The sequence below is a fragment of the Wolbachia endosymbiont of Drosophila pseudotakahashii genome, from assembly GCF_026015925.1.
In the GTDB taxonomy this organism is placed as follows: Bacteria; Pseudomonadota; Alphaproteobacteria; order Rickettsiales; family Anaplasmataceae; genus Wolbachia; species Wolbachia pipientis.
This window is the reverse complement of the sequence record NZ_CP110359.1, coordinates 559,847-575,452: the sequence shown is the minus strand read 5'-3', so window position 1 is coordinate 575,452 and position 15,606 is coordinate 559,847. Positions and strand designations below refer to the sequence as shown.

Genomic DNA, 15,606 nt, shown 5'->3' with positions numbered 1-15,606 from the left:
CTCTTTAATCGTTACGATACTTATGAAGCTTCACTTACGTTCACCATACCACTAAGCCTAGCCCTCCAACCACATGATGCTTGTAGTTTATGCTTTCTCTCACGATTGAGCATCTTCTTTATCAAGAGGAGGTTCATTGTCCGCATCGCTCGGCACCAACCGGTTACCCGATTCGCACTGATGCGTAGACTCAGATGGCAAAACATCTGGTTTAATAAGTTTTAGGATTCTTTCAGTTTCTTTCTGAAGGAATTCCTCTCCTTTTAAACAATATGACCGAAGACTTTCAGGTCGCACCATTTCGACTATTACTTGCACCCCATCTTCATCTCTACAGAGAACGTCAACAATACCTTGCTTTTTAGCGGCGATATCAGGGTCTTGAATAGTACTTAAAAACTCTATATCCTTTATTTGGTTTTTACCAGTGAAGCCAATGATGTCATTGAGGAAGTGAATAAGTATATCCTTGTTTTTTTCAGTACCAAATATTTTTTTGAACGCAACATCATTTCGTACGTCAAGGAACTTCGAAAGAGCCATAAGAAATCAACCTAAAAAGCATTAATAATTATACACAATTCTGAAGAAATATTCAACTCTTTTATGCCGAGGTCTATTAAAGTGGTAAATTTAGCTGAATTTTAAGAGTTAGCAAAAAAACTACCTTCATAGATGATCCTAGAATGCTACTACGCACCTTAGACGTCCTTTTGTACATCTTTTATCAACCCTTCTGTAAAGCACCTAAAAAGGCCAGCAAATGGATATCATGAATTTGGAGCTGTAGCTTAAGGCAGAGATTTTAATTAAGGAATGGTTAAAAACCATTGGATTAGAATTAAAGTCATCAAAGACAAAAATTTCTCATTCATTGAATCCTCTAAAGGAAAAAAAACCAGGCTTTGATTTTCTTGGATTTACAATACGACAGCATACAGTAAAACAAGGTAAGAAAACATACAAGTTACTAATAAAATCGAGCCGCAACTTTATAAAACGATATACATTAACCGCTAAGTACAAACTTAAAGAAATGTGTGGAGCACCACAAGAAGCTATTATAAAAAACCTAAATCCACTTATTAGAGGATGGTGTCAATATTATACTTCAGTGATTTCAAGGAAAGTCTTCGAGTTACTAGATAGCGTTATGTTTAGAAAACTATGGAAATGGGCAGTACGTAAACATACAAATAAAGGCAAATACTGGATAAAGAGGAAATACTTTAAAAGGTATAAGAATGATAATTGGAGGTTTATGACAAGTAATGGAAAATATCTTATCAAACATGGAGACCATGCTATTAAGCGGCATATCAAAGTGAGAGGAGCAAAATCTCCATATGATGGAGACTGGATATATTGGAGCAGTCGTAGAGTACCAGATAAGTCACTAAGAGTGATAAAATTACTGAAGATGCAACAGGGTAAATGTAATTATTGTCAGCTATATTTTAGGTCAGAGGACATAATTGAAGTGCATCATCAAGACAAAAATAGGAACAATAATACCATAGGAAATTTGTCTTTATTGCACGGGCATTGCCATGATTATTTACATAGGAGTGTGTATGACAAACACCAAGTTAGAGAGAAGCCGGATGTGGTGAAAGTCACAAGTCCGGTTTCGAAGTCGAGTGGGGAGAGGTGACTTTCCTCACTTAGATAACTCTTCATCCAGTAATATATTTCCTCCAAAAGCGATTATGCAGGAAGGTAAAGCAAGAGTACCAGGAGCATGAACTCAAAGTTGCTTAGGGTCAAGTTTTGAGTATTTTACTAAAATAGCTTTAACATTTTTTGGGGAATGTTTTAAATCCTATGGTGATGTTAAGTTAATAGCTTAAGAGATATTCTAAAGGAGTTATCTTATTTAAAAAATTACTTGGACGCTTATAGTTTTTTGAGCATAGCCTTTCATGTTAGATTCAAAGAAGACTGAATAGGCTGCTCCACACTTTCTACTTTCTCGAGCTTGGTGTTGGGCTTAAAGGTATTGACCTTACCCAGAAAAAGTGGAGAGAAAGTTTGGAATGTTTTTCACAAAGAGAATGATGAATCAAAATGCTCAGGAATGCAATAGTTAATAGTGACGTTGTTTGTTATAAAAAATTTCTATGTATTCAAATATTGCAGTTCTAGTTTGTTGAGCAGAGTGTTGTGAAGTATCAATAAGTATTTCTCTTTTCAATGAGCTAAAGAAGCTTTCCACAACAGAATTGTCGTAACAACAACCTTTATGACTCATCTATGTTTTTTATGGATAAGAGATATTGATAACCTTGCGAAGTATATTGTGAACCTTGATCACTATGTAATAGTAGATTTTTGGCAGGTTTACGCTTGTTAACGGCCATTAATAAAGAGTCCATAACCAATTGTTTATTTATTGAACTGCTCATTAACTACCATGCGTGAATATAGATCGATTATTGTTGCCAAATATAGCCATCCTTCTTTGGTTTTTATATAAGTAATCCCATACTTTATTTGGTTGATCGACAATAAAGTTTTGGTCTAATATATTGGGAGCTACTGTCCGTTTGTTGTTTCTTAATTTTAAATTTTCTTCTCAATATAGCCTGAATACCATTTTTCTGCATAATACTTTGCACTGTTTTTAAGTTGCAACTTTTACCCAAAGCCTTTAATTCAGCATGAATTTTAGGAGCTCCATATCTACATTTAGAAGCTTGATATATTTTTTGAATATCTGCTAATAACTCTTTATTTGCTGATTCTCTACTGCTTATTTTCCTTGTAGTCCACTTATAGTAGCCACTAGCAGAAAACCCTACATAATTCCTGCACTTTATAGTGTTTACTATGCTCTTTTATGAAAAAATATTTTACTCTTTTTGACTGGCCAGGGCTTTTTTTAAAATGTCTCTTTCTCTTGTTACTTTTGCTAACTCTTTCTGTAAATCAAATCTCTCTTTGTCATAAGGTGCTACATCTGGAAATGCATTTGCCGCTGACTTTTTTCGTTATATTTCTTCATCCATTTTCCTAATACACTATCCCTTATTCCTAGATCTCTTGCTACTTTTGCAACTGGTTGACCTACCTTTCTTTGTTCATTTGCCAGCTTAACAGATTCCAATTTAAATTCTGCCGTATATTCTCTTGCCATTTCTAATCCTCCAAAATTTTATTTTACCCGAAAAAACTCCTTTCTTTCTCTCCACTTTTTCTGGGTAAGGTCAAAAAGCCTATTGTCTAATTATGTACCTAAATTTTATTACGGCACTTTCACTACTACTTTAACGAGTGAGCTACCTTTCTATAAAAGACCTATCGACTGTTGCAATTATAGGCGTAAACAAGAATGATAAAAGAGTACGAGATTGAGTAACTATGTACACTTCTGCTGGCATACCAGGGTATAGGTATACGTTTTTAAACTGAGCAAGCTCTGGTTTTGGTATCACTACACGTACTGAATAATAACGTCCTAGCCTTGGATCATCAAGGGCATCGGGAGAAATATTGCTTACTATACCATTAATTAAACTTAAACGACGTGCACTGTAAGCACTTAAACGAACTTTAACCTTTAGCCCTTCTAGCCCATCAATAGAGACTATATTGCTATCTTTCTTTTGTGCTGACAGTATCTCTTCTATGTTTCTGGTCTGAATTTTAGCATCTATTATTAGGTCATCATCCGATGGCACTACGCTCATGATCGGAACTCCAGATTGTATAACACCACCTTCAGTATGGTATCTTATATCTGTCACTATCCCATCTTGAGGCGATTTTATTATTGTACGTGCTAATGAATCTTCAGCAACCATCAGCCTCTCTTTCAAGTCTGCAATAGACGTACTAACTTCCTTAAGTTCAGCGTTTGCTCTTTCTTGAGAATCATTTTTTACGTTTATAATTTCTAATTCATTCTCTCCAATTTTTTGCTGCACTTGAGATATTGCAGAACGGTAATGTCCAACTCTGCCTTCAATTTCAGCAAACTGTTTTTCTAAAGCTAAAATGTGTGGTTTGCTTATATGGCCACTATCAAGTAATTGTCTTTTTGTTTCCAACTCCTCAGTTATCAAGTCATATTGCTTATGAGCTGCATTTAGTTGAAAGTTTAGCCCCGCTAATTCATCATTTAACTGCTTTATACGTTGTTGCAGTATGTCTGTTTTTCCCAATATGCTCTTTCTCTGAGAGTTGAACAACTTTACTTGATTCTTTATCGCTTTATTTACAAGTTCATCGTGAGATAATTTTTTAACCTCATCAGGAAACTCGAGCGTGTCCAAATCTACTCTGATTGCAAGAAGCCTTGCTTCTGTTGCTAAAAATGATAAGAGCTTCTCTTTGATGATACTTAAATTCGCCTTCTCGTTAACATCACTCAACAAAACTAGAGGCTCATCTTTTTTAACTGCTTGACCCTCTTTTACTAAAATTTTGCTTATTATTCCTCCGCCCAAGTGTTGAACTATTTTTCTATTTGAAGATACAATAACTTCTCCACTTGCATGCACCGCACCGTCAATTGGAGCTATAGCCGACCAAATACCACCTATCCCAAAAAAGATGAGTATTACTACCAGACCAAAAAATAGTGGTCCCCATGTTACTTTCAGGACTTCATTTACGTTATTACTTTCACGTTTTAAAATAAAATTTATCACTGCATCAATCAATGCAAACGTCTTATCCAAAAATTTTGGGTACTTCTTCTTTTTATTTTTTGCTCCTTGCATATTTATATTATCACTATGGCCAATCAAGCCTGTCAAAGAAAATCCAGCGCTAAGCTTTTTTAACTTACTTATCATAATACTACTGTGAATTTGTGTTAACTCAAGATAACACACAAAAACAAAGAATCTATAATTTAAGCATTCCATTTAGACTGTAGAGCACCAGAATAAACTATTTAGTAACAATTCCTGCATCAACTATGTTTTTAAAATTTTTTGACGTTTAACTTTATTATAACTTTTTCTTTATTTTGTGAATATCTGAGTTACTTATATTATGTAAGAAATCTATTGCCAACCAGTCAATATTCTGTTAGGAATTAAGATAATATAAAGTTATTATGTTTGGATTGGAAAGCAGAAAGTTCCTAATCACTGGCGCATCAGGCGGAATAGGGCAAGCAATTGTAAAAATTATGCACGAAGCCGGAGCAACTTTATGTATTTCTGGCACAAAAAAAGAAGTGCTCGAAGGAGTTGCTAAACAATATGAAAAAAACATGCATGTACTCCCTTGTGATTTATCAAATGCTGAGGAAGTAAATCAACTAATAAATAGAGCAAGTGAGTTGATGGAAGGCTTTGACGGGCTTGTATGCAACGCGGGCATTACGCAAGACAGTTTATTATTGAGAATGACAGATGAAGCATGGCAAAAAGTAATTGATATTAACTTGAGCTCTACATTTAAGCTGAGTAGAGAAGCATGCAGGAAACTAATTAAGAATAATTGGGGAAGAATTATAAATATTTCCTCAATAATAGGGCTAACAGGAAACGCCGGGCAAGCAAATTATGCAGCGTCTAAAGCTGGAATAATAGCTATGAGCAAATCTATAGCAAAAGAAGTTGCAAGTCGTAATATAACAGTAAATTGTATTGCTCCTGGGTTTATAGATACTAAAATGACTGAAGTTTTAAATGAAGTACAAAAGGGAAAAATATTAGATAATATTCCAATGAAAAGAATGGGAACAGGGGAAGAAATAGCAGCAGGGGTCTTGTTTTTAGCAAGTGATGAAGCAAAATATATAACAGGGCATGTGCTTAACATTAATGGTGGGTTATTTATGTAGCAACACTTATGTATGGACAAATTATAATTTTTACTTTAAAATAAAAATAGGTTTAGGTTTGCGTTAGTTTATTATTTAGAGGCAAAAAATGAGCTCTATAATAGGATTTTTTGGTGTTTTTTGTGTAGTATTGCTTTCCTCTTTCTCAGGTTATGCAGCTGACCCTGATATGGATGACACAACTAAAGTAATATGCAATATTATTGGTTATGTTTGGGGAATAGGTGGCCCACTTATGACGGTAGTAATAATTGGTGCAGCTTTGCTTGCAATATTTGGCAGGATGCCTTGGCCTGCTCTTTTTGCTCTAGGCGTGTTTTGTGCTGTATTTTTTGGCGCTAAAACTATCATAACGAAAATTATGCCCAACGTAAGCGATGAAGCAAAAACTATGTTGGAAAAGTGTGGACAAAAATAACCCAAAAAGTGCAGAAATGCTTTTTTGTTACCCATTAAATTGCTTCATATCTTCAATTTGCAACAAGTAAGGGCTATTCTTTGGTAGAGTTTTAACAGCTAACTCAGCGTACTTCATAAATTGCTTTGAATTACCTTCAATACAAGCCTTTTTTGTCAAAGCAAAATAATGCATTGCCGTATCAGCGTCACATTTATATGCAATGCTTAAATATTTCCAGACAAAAGCGTTATTTGGTTCTACATTCAAAATCTGCTCCAGGTAAAAAATCGCCTTTTTTGCATCACCGTGTAATAATAAAGTATGAGATAATGCAAGTTTCACTAAATAACTGTTTTTCTCAGATAAATACCTAAGCGATTCTTCATACATTTTTATTGCTTCACTTAAGTTTCCAGCTTTGTATAGCATTTCTGCTTTTAATTCATGTAGGTATGGGTCATTGCGTGACTCTTGAATCAATGAATTCATTTTAGCAATAGCCTCTTCTATCTTTCCTTGCCTATAGCAAACTATAGCATTTACATACTCAGAATTATTTTCATATTTATTAGATAACACATGAATAGGAGCAAAGAAAGAGTCTAGCTTTGCAACCACACGCTCAAACTTTAGTAACTTATCCGCAAAAATTGGTTTTACGTTGTTTTTGACCTTATAATTCTGTACAGCAAATATACGTTTCTCACTAAGTGGGTGAGTGCGGAAATATTCCTCGGTGTTTTCATGCTCAATACTTTTAAAATAATCAAAAATCTCTTTCATACCTGAATTATCATAGCTAGATTCATCAAGGTACCTTAAAGCATAGCTATCTGCTACACTTTCTTGCTCTTGAGAATAGTTAAAAAATAGCCTTGAACTGAATGCTACACCACTAAGCAAAATTGCACCAGCAACCTGAGGGTTAATGATAATACTAGAAACTAATCCTACTATATAACTAATCATTGCTATCGATTGAAAATAACCCATAGCACTACTCATTTGCAATATATGACCAGCAGATATGTGAGCAATCTCATGTGCTAATATACCAAGCAGGACATAAGGTTTAGCCGAATATCGTAAAAGCCCTAAATGAATGAAGATACTGTTATTGTTAATTACAAAAGCATTAATCGAATTGTCATTAATTATAAAAACTTTTATTCGGTCACTATCAATGTTTGCAGCGAAAAATAAAGGTTGCGCTAGCTCTTTCACTATTGCTTCCACTTCACTATCTCTAATAATGTTAATAGAGTAAGCATTATTATAATATGCAAAAAAGAACAATAAGGTCAAAAACTTAGCAATTCTAAACATGAAAATTCTGTGCTTGTATAATTCATAGGAATTCTATATTTTAACACTTAAATTATACAAATTTATAAACGCTAGTTTAATTTTTTAACGTAATTGATAAGTTTGTCGATGGTAGTTAACTTAATTTTATGTTGTTCAGCAAATTTAAGCAACTGAGGTAAGCGCATCATAGAGCCATCATCATTCACTAATTCACACCCTACAGCTGCATGATTAAGACCAACCAACTTTGCTATTTCAACACTTGCTTCAGTGTGACCATTACGTGCTAAAACCCCGCCTTCATTTGCAATAATAGGGAAAACATGCCCTGGAGTAATAATATCGTCCTTAGTACTCTTTTCATCAATGGCGGTAAGTATCGTATGTGTTCTATCATAAGCAGAAACACCTGTTGTGATACCATAACGTGCATCAATTGATGTAGTAAATGCAGTATGAGGAGCAACCTTTTCGTCTACATTACTTCTCTCCATAAACTCAAGATCTAGTTTACTCATATGAAGCTCTGTCATGGCTAAAAATACAATACCAGTACCGTATCTAACCATAAAAGCCATATGTTCCGGCTTTATTTTCTCAGCTAAGACAATCAAATCACCTTCATTCTCTCTACTTTCATCATCAACTAAAATGAATAATTTACCGGAACGAGCATCCTCTAATACATCTTCCACAGAAGAAACACCGGGTAGACTCATTGAAGCATAAGTGGCCTGTACCATAATAATTTACTTAAATTCAATCTTAACTATTTTATACAATTTCTCTCCATTTGGCACTGTCACTTCCACATACTCACCGACTTTTTTGCCGATTAAGGCACTCCCGAGTGGTGAACTAGTAGATATTAACTGCTTTGAAACATCAGCTTCATATTCGCCTACAACCTTATAAACATATTCCACTTCACCGTTATTATCACTTAACATGCTTAATGTCACAGTTGCACCAAATATTACTGAATCACCAGACAAATTTTTTACTTCTATTACTTCCGCATGTGAGAGCTTACTTTCTATCTCCATTATACGGCCTTCAATAAAACCTAACCTTTCCCGTGCAGCATGATACTCTGCGTTTTCAGACAAATCACCTTGATCACGAGCATCAGAAATAGCCTGTATCACAGAAGGTTTTTCTTCCTTTAACTTTTCAAGTTCGGCTTGCATATTCTCAAAACCTTCCCTCGTCACAGGAAATTTATTAATAATGGATGAAGCCATAATTACCACCTAAACGCAATTAAATTGAGTAACAAAATTACTCACAATATTAAAAATCTCATCTTTTATATCACCATTCATGTCATTTGACAACTTTTTTAAAACCCCACGGTGTACAGTACGAAAATAATTAATAAGATCATGTTCAAATTTATTAACGTTACTTATTTGTATTTTACTTAACTGATTATATAGACTAGAAAAAATATACATCAGCACTACTTGCTCTTCTATTGGCATAGGTAAATGTTGTTTTTGCTTTAATAACTCAACAAGATATTTACCCTTATTCAAGGATAATTGAACACTAGCATCAAGATCAGAACCAAATTTTGCAAAATCTTCTAATTCTCTATACTGAGCTAAGCTTAGCTTTATAGAACCAGCAACTTTTTTCACAGACTTTAATTGTGCAGCAGAACCAACCCGTGAAACTGACAAACCTATATTTACTGCAGGTCGAAATCCTTTATAAAATAATTCAGACTCAAGAAAGATCTGCCCATCGGTAATTGAAATAACATTTGTTGGCACATATGCAGATACATCACCAGCTTGAGTTTCGACAATTGGCAAAGCAGTTAAAGACCCCTGCCCTTTTTTATCAGACATTTTAGCAGCTCTTTCAAGCAAGCGAGAATGTACATAGAATATATCTCCAGGGTAAGCTTCACGACCAGGAGGACGTCTGAGCAATAAAGACATCTGCCTATATGCTACAGCATGCTTAGATAAATCATCATATACAATCAAACAATGCATTCCATTGTCACGAAAAAATTCCCCAATAGTGCAACCAGCATAAGGTGCTAAAAATTGCATAGGCGCGCAGTCAGATGCACTAGCCACAACTACAGTTGTATACTCTAATGCTCCACTTTCTTTTAGCTTATTTACCACTTTTGCTACTGTTGAAATTTTTTGTCCAATAGCAACATAAACACAGTAAACTTTTTGATTTTCATCTACTTCATCATTAATCTTCTTCTGATTTATAATAGTATCAAGCGCAATAGTAGTTTTACCAATTTGTCTATCGCCAATAATTAATTCACGTTGCCCTCTACCTATTGGAATTAGCAAATCTATAATTTTAATTCCTGTTTGCAACGGTTCATGTACAGATTTACGATCAATAATACCTGGCGCTTTGGATTCTATATCCATCCTATTTTTAGTTCTAATTTCTCCGCAACCATCTATAGGCTGACCTAATGCATTTACAACTCTTCCTAATAATTCATGCCCTACAGGCACCTGCACAACATTACCACTACATTTTACAACGTCCCCTTCTTTCACATCACGGTCATTACCAAGCACAACTATTCCAGCCGTATCATGATCTAAATCAAGAACTATTCCTTCTACACCGCTTGCAAAAAATACCTTTTCACCGAATTTTGCTTTTTCCAGTCCATAAACCAATGCAATACCATCTGTTACTGAAATTACTTCACCTATATTTTCCCGCTTTATAGGATTATCAAACGTCTCAACTTTTTCCCTTATTACACTTGCTATCTCAGAAACATTCATACTGTTCTTCATACAAAATTCCTTACTTTCAATATTTCCATTTTACTTAAGTCAACTAACCTATCCAAGTAACTTTTTAGCGAAGCATCGATCAAATTAAAACCATACCTAACTACGAAGCCACCTAGTATAGAAGGGTCAACCACATTGCTTACTTTTATTATTTTACCAAGAAAGCTCAAAGATTCAGTAATTATTTTTATATCAGATTCCTTTAAAGTTTCTGCTGACTTTATAGTAATCTCGAATTCATTTTCATTTTTTCTTGCAAGACTTAAGAATTTTTCTAATATAAAGATCAATAAACTAGAGCGTTTATTTGCAAATATAACCATAATAAATTTTACTAAATTCTCACTCAAGTGCTCATTTATAGAAAGTATCACTTTTTTTTTGTGTGCAAAAGAAATCATAGGATGGGATAGGTACACAAAAACGTCACGTTGATCCTTAAAAAAAGCCAACAAAAATTCTACTTCTTTCCTTATAATACCTAACCTGCTTCCTGAGACATGAAACAGCACTCTAGCGTAAGATGAAACTAAATTATTGTATTGGGTCTTTTTCATATTAAATCCAGTAAATCTAAATTAATTCAGCTATAAATCTTTCATTCTTCAATCCAAGCATTTTTTATATAAACAGGTCTTCTCTTTAAGGAAAGAAAATATAAATCATATCTGACTGAATAATTTAAAAAACTAAGGTTTTTACTTAAGAAATACTTAGAAGAATTTATAATAGACTGACATTGAAGATGAGATATCGGTATTTCTTTTCCAAGTAAACTTGTTTTAACTTCTATAAAAATCAGCTCCTTTTTTTTAGATACAATTAAGTCAATTTCACCGAACTTACAACGGTAACGGCGTTTTATAACATTATACCATTTCAGCCTTAAATACGCTAAAATTAACAATTCGCCAAAGTAACCTATAAAGTAGCGTAACCTACTTACCATAAGAAGAACAATTATGATAATAATTAACTTTGTATAACTACTTTGCCTCCTTCTCTATTTTTACTATAAACCTTACCTCTTGCTGCAACATCCCTATCAACCAGTTCTATCACTGCCATTGAAGCACAATCACCCTTTCGAGTGCTAAATTTTATTATTCTAGAATACCCACCTTTACGATCTTGATAACGGCTGGCTAAGACGTTTAATAACTTATCAACTGCTAACTTACTATTATGAAGGCGTGAAAGCAAAAGTCTTCTACCATGTAAAGTATTCTTATTCTTAGCAATTGTAATAAACTTTTCGACATATGGACGAAGTTCCTTAGCTTTTGGTAAAGTAGTTACAATCTGCTCATGGTTAATTAATGAGATAGACAGATTCTTTAACATCGATAATCTATGTTCAGTACAAAGAGATAGTTTACGTTTTTTTATTCCATGTTTCATATATCACCTAATCTTCATCAGTATGTTGTTTAGCCAACTCATCTATATCCTTAGGCGGCCAGTTTAGCACATTCATACCCAAAGACAAGCCAAAATTAACCAAAACTGCCTTAATCTCATTCAAAGACTTTCTGCCAAAATTAGCAGTTCTTAACATTTCACCTTCTGTCTTCTGCACAAGATCACCTATATAAGTGATGTTTTCGTTTTTCAGACAGTTATGAGACCTGACAGATAATTCCATTTCATCTACCTTACGCAATAAGACAGGGTCATAACCCAAGTCTTTAGCACCACTAGATGAAGAAACTTGCGATTTTTTATAACTCACATCAGAACTAATAAAGGGCTGAAGTTGCTCCTGTAATATTCTTGCAGCAAAGTCAACAGCTTGACTCGGAGAGATTGTACCATCAGTTTCAATTGACAATATCAGCTTATCCTTATCAGTAACTTGGCCAACACGACTGTTCTCTACCTTGTACGAAACCCTGTTGACAGGGCTATACAAAGCATTAACTGGAATAAAACCTATTAAATCCTGTTCGCTCATAAGCTTCACAAGTTCATTTTCTTTATATTTAGTTACAGGAAGATAACCTTTTCCGCTAGCCACATATATGGTCATGTTAAGCTCCACATTTTGCCCCAGCGTACATATTAACAAATCTTTATTAACAATAGAGCATTGATCATCAGTTTCTATCATCCCAGCTAATACCTGGCAAGGCCCTTTAGCGTTTAAATTTAAGCATTTATTAGAAGCACCATTTAATTTACACCTCAACATACCCATATTTAATACTATATCAGTTACGTCTTCTCTCACCCCTTGAATTGAAGTGAACTCATGAGTTACACCTTCAATTTTTATTCCATAAACAGCACTACCTTTAAGAGAAGATAACATTACACGTCTTAATGCATTACCTAATGTTAAAGCAAAACCACTTTCCAACGGTTCTAGCACTATATCACTTTTTTCACTTGAATCATCTGATATTACCTTAACTGAACTAGGTTTAATCAATTTATCTAAATTGCTACAGAGAGAAACATCATTATTATAATACATAAAACAACCTTTTCAAATATCCTATACTCTTCTTTTTTTTCTTAACCTGCACCCATTATGAGGAATTGCGGTTTTATCTGCAATTGAAGTCACAGTCAACCCACAGCTCTGAAGTGCTTTAACCGCAGCTTCGGTACCAAAGCCAGGACCGCGAATTATTACAGAGACAACCTTCATACCAAATCTCTCCATTGCGTTCTTCGCAGCAGACTCCGCAGCCTTACCTGCAGCATAAGGTGTGGATTTTCTCGAACCTGAAAAACCACATGCACCCACAGAAGTTTGACATAGCGTATTACCATGAACATCAGTTACATTTACAAAAGTATTATTAAAAGTTGCACGAATATGGACAACACCAGTAATAAACTCCTTCTTACTCTTACCAACCGTTTTGACTTTTTTCATTAAAACTCACAATAATAATAAATTTTATTTTTTCCCAGCAATAGGCAACCGAGATCTACCTTTACGAGTCTTAGCATTAGTATGAGTCCTTTGCCCTCTCACAGGTAAACCTTTTCTATGCCTCACCCCTCTATAGCATCCCATTTCCACTAAAGATTTTATGTTCATAGCCACTTCTTTTCTGAGCTCACCTTCTATAACATAATTTTGTCTAATGAAACCGCTGATCTTTTCTATATCTTCATCTCGTAATTCTGAAACACGTTTGCGCTTATCAACTTCGCAAGCGTGACAAATTACATTCGCAGTAGCAATACCTATACCATATATATAAGTTAATGCAAAAGGAATACATTTCCTCACTGGAATATTTATGCCTGCAATACGTGCCACTGGTACCTCGATACTTTATTAATAACAACTCTTAATTTATACCATAAAACAACTCAGAGTCAAACCAAATTACAAGAAATTTTGCTTTCAATCTCTTGCGTTACCTCATCAACACTCAAATTAGCGTCAATTGTTAATAATTTGCCTTTATAATACTCGCGTAAACCTTTCATTTGAAGGTGATATTCACTTATTCTCTTATTAATTGCAGACATATCAGCATCATCAATTCTTTTCTCTAACCTCGTACTTTTACATTTAGCACAAGTAGTACCCTTAAAAGAAGATACACTATATATGCTTTTACAGTCCAAACACGCGAGACGATTTTTTAACCTATCGATTGCAATATTATCGTCAAGCTGCAGCTCAACTACAATGTCAACATCCCTATTATATTTTTCTTGCAAAACTTGAGTCAAAAAATGAGCCTGGTTTAAATTTCTCGGAAAACCATCTAATAAGCAATTATTATCCACTAATGCAAGCTGGTCACGTAATAATCCACATATAATTTCATCTTGAATTAAATTACCAGATTCTACGGTACCCTTTATTTTTTTACCTAACTCATTACTGCTAGATATAATATTCCTTAATAAATCCCCTACTGAAATTAATTTTAAATTATATTTTGCTATTAACAAGCTTGACTGAGTACCTTTACCAGAACCTGGAGGACCAAAAATCGTAATGATCATCTTACTTTCCTCGTTTTAGACTCATATTTCTTTATCCAGTTGTCGTACCTATTTGAAAAAATATAAGATTGTATTTGCATAATAGTATCAGTAATAACGTTCACTATAATCAGTAAGCTCGTCCCACCAAAAATAAATGGTATATCATAATAATATCTCATAACTTCAGGTACAGTACATATGACTACCAAATACGCAGAGCCAATGAATGTCAACTTAAAAACTATATCTTGAAGGTAATCAGAAGTATGTTTCCCAGGCCTTCTACCAGGTATAAAACCACCATTTTTTTTAAGAAAATCTGCGTTTTCCTCTGGATTAAATATAAAATTGGTATAGAAAAAATTAAAAAATACTATCAGCACCAAATAGGCTACAATATATACTACTTTATTTGCCATAAAGTAATTCAAAATAAAATCAGAAAAAGCGTGCCCCTTATAGAAATTTGCAATTGAAATAGGTGTCAATAAAATTGCATTAGCAAAAATGGTTGGTACTACACCAGATAAATTAATCTTCAATGGAATATAAGTAAAATCGTCATTATGTAATCTTTTAAATTGCTTTTTAGGATGTTGAACAATAACCTTTCTATAAGAAGACTCTACAAAAATAACTAAGAGTAGCAACAAAAAAAACAATACCAAAACAAAAAGGATAATAAATAACGATACGCTACCGTTTTTATTTAACGTTAACAAAGATGACAAAGCGCTGTGTAACTCTGATATTATACCCGTGAAAATGATTAATGAGATACCATTGCCTATACCGCTAGCGCTGATTCGTTCACCAAGCCATATTAAAAGCATAGTTCCACCTAAAAGGCTGAAAACACCTATTGTACGAAACATAACACCAGGTTCGATTACAACCCATACCCCTTCCCTATTCATCCCTTCCAATCCAACCAAAATTGGAATTGATTGAAATACACAAATTACTATGGTCAGATAGCGTATATAAGAATTCATCTTTCTACGGCCTGACTCTCCATCATTCTTAACTTCCTTCATTCCTTTAATCGCAGAAGAAAGTAACTGAATAATGATAGAAGCCATTATATATGGCATAACGTTCAATGCTAGAATTGTCATTCTAGCCAATGCACCACCAGAAAATAAATTAAATACTCCAAAAACGCCTGAGCCATCTTTGGGAAATATATCATTAATTACATCAAGATTAATTCCAGGAATAGGCACATAAGTACCCAAGCGATAGCAAATTAAAGCTATTAGCGTAAAAAATATACGCTTTAATAAATCGCCTTTATATAACAACGTAGGATCCAAGCTATTAAATGCTGATTTATTGCCCAT

At 34.1% G+C, this 15,606-nt stretch carries 16 protein-coding genes and 2 pseudogenes; 3 read left to right on the top strand and 15 right to left on the bottom strand.

Annotated features, from left to right (window positions below; all coding sequences use genetic code 11):
• Positions 1-297: 297 nt before the first annotated feature.
• Positions 298-543 (bottom strand): annotated as a pseudogene (locus ONI09_RS06825) (PD-(D/E)XK nuclease family transposase); the annotation flags it as partial.
• Between the two features lie 331 nt (positions 544-874).
• Between ONI09_RS06825 and ONI09_RS03045 the strand changes: the two are divergent.
• Positions 875-1,654 (top strand): group II intron maturase-specific domain-containing protein, encoded by a 780-nt coding sequence (locus ONI09_RS03045; RefSeq protein ID WP_265014376.1) that lies wholly within the window; start codon positions 875-877, stop codon positions 1,652-1,654.
• Between the two features lie 389 nt (positions 1,655-2,043).
• Here the strand turns inward: ONI09_RS03045 and ONI09_RS07085 are convergent.
• Both ONI09_RS07085 and ONI09_RS03025 read right to left on the bottom strand, forming a co-directional pair.
• Positions 2,044-3,136: pseudogene (locus tag ONI09_RS07085) on the bottom strand (IS3 family transposase).
• A gap of 142 nt (positions 3,137-3,278) precedes the next feature.
• On the bottom strand, positions 3,279-4,799 hold the full coding sequence (locus tag ONI09_RS03025) for an HlyD family type I secretion periplasmic adaptor subunit (RefSeq protein WP_265014375.1): 1,521 nt from the start codon (positions 4,797-4,799) through the stop codon (positions 3,279-3,281).
• Positions 4,800-5,065: 266 nt separating this feature from the next.
• On the opposite strand from ONI09_RS03025, the gene fabG reads away from it, so the two are divergent.
• Both fabG and ONI09_RS03015 read left to right on the top strand, forming a co-directional pair.
• Positions 5,066-5,800, top strand: coding sequence for a 3-oxoacyl-[acyl-carrier-protein] reductase (gene fabG, locus ONI09_RS03020; protein ID WP_264707017.1), 735 nt, complete (start codon positions 5,066-5,068; stop codon positions 5,798-5,800).
• A gap of 88 nt (positions 5,801-5,888) precedes the next feature.
• Entirely contained in the window at positions 5,889-6,218 is a 330-nt protein-coding gene (locus ONI09_RS03015; RefSeq protein WP_264707018.1) for a TrbC/VirB2 family protein, read from the top strand.
• 27 nt (positions 6,219-6,245) lie between these two features.
• On the opposite strand, the gene ONI09_RS03010 is transcribed toward ONI09_RS03015, so the two are convergent.
• From ONI09_RS03010 to secY, 12 genes are all read right to left on the bottom strand, one after another.
• The gene (locus ONI09_RS03010) at positions 6,246-7,526 is read right to left on the bottom strand and encodes a M48 family metalloprotease (RefSeq protein ID WP_265014374.1); all 1,281 of its coding nucleotides are present in this window, start codon (positions 7,524-7,526) and stop codon (positions 6,246-6,248) included.
• 71 nt (positions 7,527-7,597) lie between these two features.
• Entirely contained in the window at positions 7,598-8,251 is a 654-nt protein-coding gene (gene ribB, locus ONI09_RS03005; RefSeq protein ID WP_265014373.1) for a 3,4-dihydroxy-2-butanone-4-phosphate synthase, read from the bottom strand.
• A 6-nt stretch (positions 8,252-8,257) separates the two neighbouring features.
• Positions 8,258-8,752, bottom strand: a complete 495-nt coding sequence (gene greA / locus ONI09_RS03000; protein ID WP_265014372.1) for a transcription elongation factor GreA — start codon at positions 8,750-8,752, stop codon at positions 8,258-8,260.
• A 9-nt stretch (positions 8,753-8,761) separates the two neighbouring features.
• Entirely contained in the window at positions 8,762-10,303 is a 1,542-nt protein-coding gene (gene atpA, locus ONI09_RS02995) for a F0F1 ATP synthase subunit alpha (RefSeq protein ID WP_265014371.1), read from the bottom strand.
• Entirely contained in the window at positions 10,300-10,860 is a 561-nt protein-coding gene (atpH, locus tag ONI09_RS02990; RefSeq protein ID WP_264704995.1) for an ATP synthase F1 subunit delta, read from the bottom strand. The genes atpA and atpH overlap by 4 nt, the downstream gene beginning before the upstream one ends.
• A gap of 41 nt (positions 10,861-10,901) precedes the next feature.
• Complete coding sequence (locus tag ONI09_RS02985) at positions 10,902-11,252, bottom strand: YraN family protein (protein ID WP_264707216.1); 351 nt, start codon at positions 11,250-11,252, stop codon at positions 10,902-10,904.
• 23 nt (positions 11,253-11,275) lie between these two features.
• Positions 11,276-11,704, bottom strand: a complete 429-nt coding sequence (rplQ, locus tag ONI09_RS02980; RefSeq protein ID WP_264704994.1) for a 50S ribosomal protein L17 — start codon at positions 11,702-11,704, stop codon at positions 11,276-11,278.
• Positions 11,705-11,711: 7 nt separating this feature from the next.
• Entirely contained in the window at positions 11,712-12,779 is a 1,068-nt protein-coding gene (locus ONI09_RS02975; RefSeq protein ID WP_265014370.1) for a DNA-directed RNA polymerase subunit alpha, read from the bottom strand.
• Between the two features lie 21 nt (positions 12,780-12,800).
• Positions 12,801-13,187: a 30S ribosomal protein S11 gene (gene rpsK, locus ONI09_RS02970; RefSeq protein WP_065094543.1), complete on the bottom strand. Its 387-nt coding sequence runs from the start codon at positions 13,185-13,187 to the stop codon at positions 12,801-12,803.
• 24 nt (positions 13,188-13,211) lie between these two features.
• Entirely contained in the window at positions 13,212-13,580 is a 369-nt protein-coding gene (rpsM, locus tag ONI09_RS02965; protein WP_265014369.1) for a 30S ribosomal protein S13, read from the bottom strand.
• 59 nt (positions 13,581-13,639) lie between these two features.
• The gene (locus ONI09_RS02960) at positions 13,640-14,281 is read right to left on the bottom strand and encodes an adenylate kinase family protein (protein ID WP_265014368.1); all 642 of its coding nucleotides are present in this window, start codon (positions 14,279-14,281) and stop codon (positions 13,640-13,642) included.
• On the bottom strand, positions 14,278-15,606 hold the full coding sequence (gene secY / locus ONI09_RS02955) for a preprotein translocase subunit SecY (protein WP_265014367.1): 1,329 nt from the start codon (positions 15,604-15,606) through the stop codon (positions 14,278-14,280). The genes ONI09_RS02960 and secY overlap by 4 nt, the downstream gene beginning before the upstream one ends.

Bases quoted from the DNA above. Each gene is read 5' to 3' on its own strand.
- ONI09_RS03025 (WP_265014375.1), bottom strand. From the start codon at position 4,799: ATGATAAGTAAGTTAAAAAAGCTTAGCGCTGGATTTTCTTTGACAGGC.
- fabG (WP_264707017.1), top strand. From the start codon at position 5,066: ATGTTTGGATTGGAAAGCAGAAAGTTCCTAATCACTGGCGCATCAGGC.
- ONI09_RS03015 (WP_264707018.1), top strand. From the start codon at position 5,889: ATGAGCTCTATAATAGGATTTTTTGGTGTTTTTTGTGTAGTATTGCTT.
- ONI09_RS03010 (WP_265014374.1), bottom strand. From the start codon at position 7,526: ATGTTTAGAATTGCTAAGTTTTTGACCTTATTGTTCTTTTTTGCATAT.
- ribB (WP_265014373.1), bottom strand. From the start codon at position 8,251: ATGGTACAGGCCACTTATGCTTCAATGAGTCTACCCGGTGTTTCTTCT.
- greA (WP_265014372.1), bottom strand. From the start codon at position 8,752: ATGGCTTCATCCATTATTAATAAATTTCCTGTGACGAGGGAAGGTTTT.
- atpA (WP_265014371.1), bottom strand. From the start codon at position 10,303: ATGAAGAACAGTATGAATGTTTCTGAGATAGCAAGTGTAATAAGGGAA.
- atpH (WP_264704995.1), bottom strand. From the start codon at position 10,860: ATGAAAAAGACCCAATACAATAATTTAGTTTCATCTTACGCTAGAGTG.
- ONI09_RS02985 (WP_264707216.1), bottom strand. From the start codon at position 11,252: ATGGTAAGTAGGTTACGCTACTTTATAGGTTACTTTGGCGAATTGTTA.
- rplQ (WP_264704994.1), bottom strand. From the start codon at position 11,704: ATGAAACATGGAATAAAAAAACGTAAACTATCTCTTTGTACTGAACAT.
- ONI09_RS02975 (WP_265014370.1), bottom strand. From the start codon at position 12,779: ATGTATTATAATAATGATGTTTCTCTCTGTAGCAATTTAGATAAATTG.
- rpsK (WP_065094543.1), bottom strand. From the start codon at position 13,187: ATGAAAAAAGTCAAAACGGTTGGTAAGAGTAAGAAGGAGTTTATTACT.
- ONI09_RS02960 (WP_265014368.1), bottom strand. From the start codon at position 14,281: ATGATCATTACGATTTTTGGTCCTCCAGGTTCTGGTAAAGGTACTCAG.
- secY (WP_265014367.1), bottom strand. From the start codon at position 15,606: ATGGGCAATAAATCAGCATTTAATAGCTTGGATCCTACGTTGTTATAT.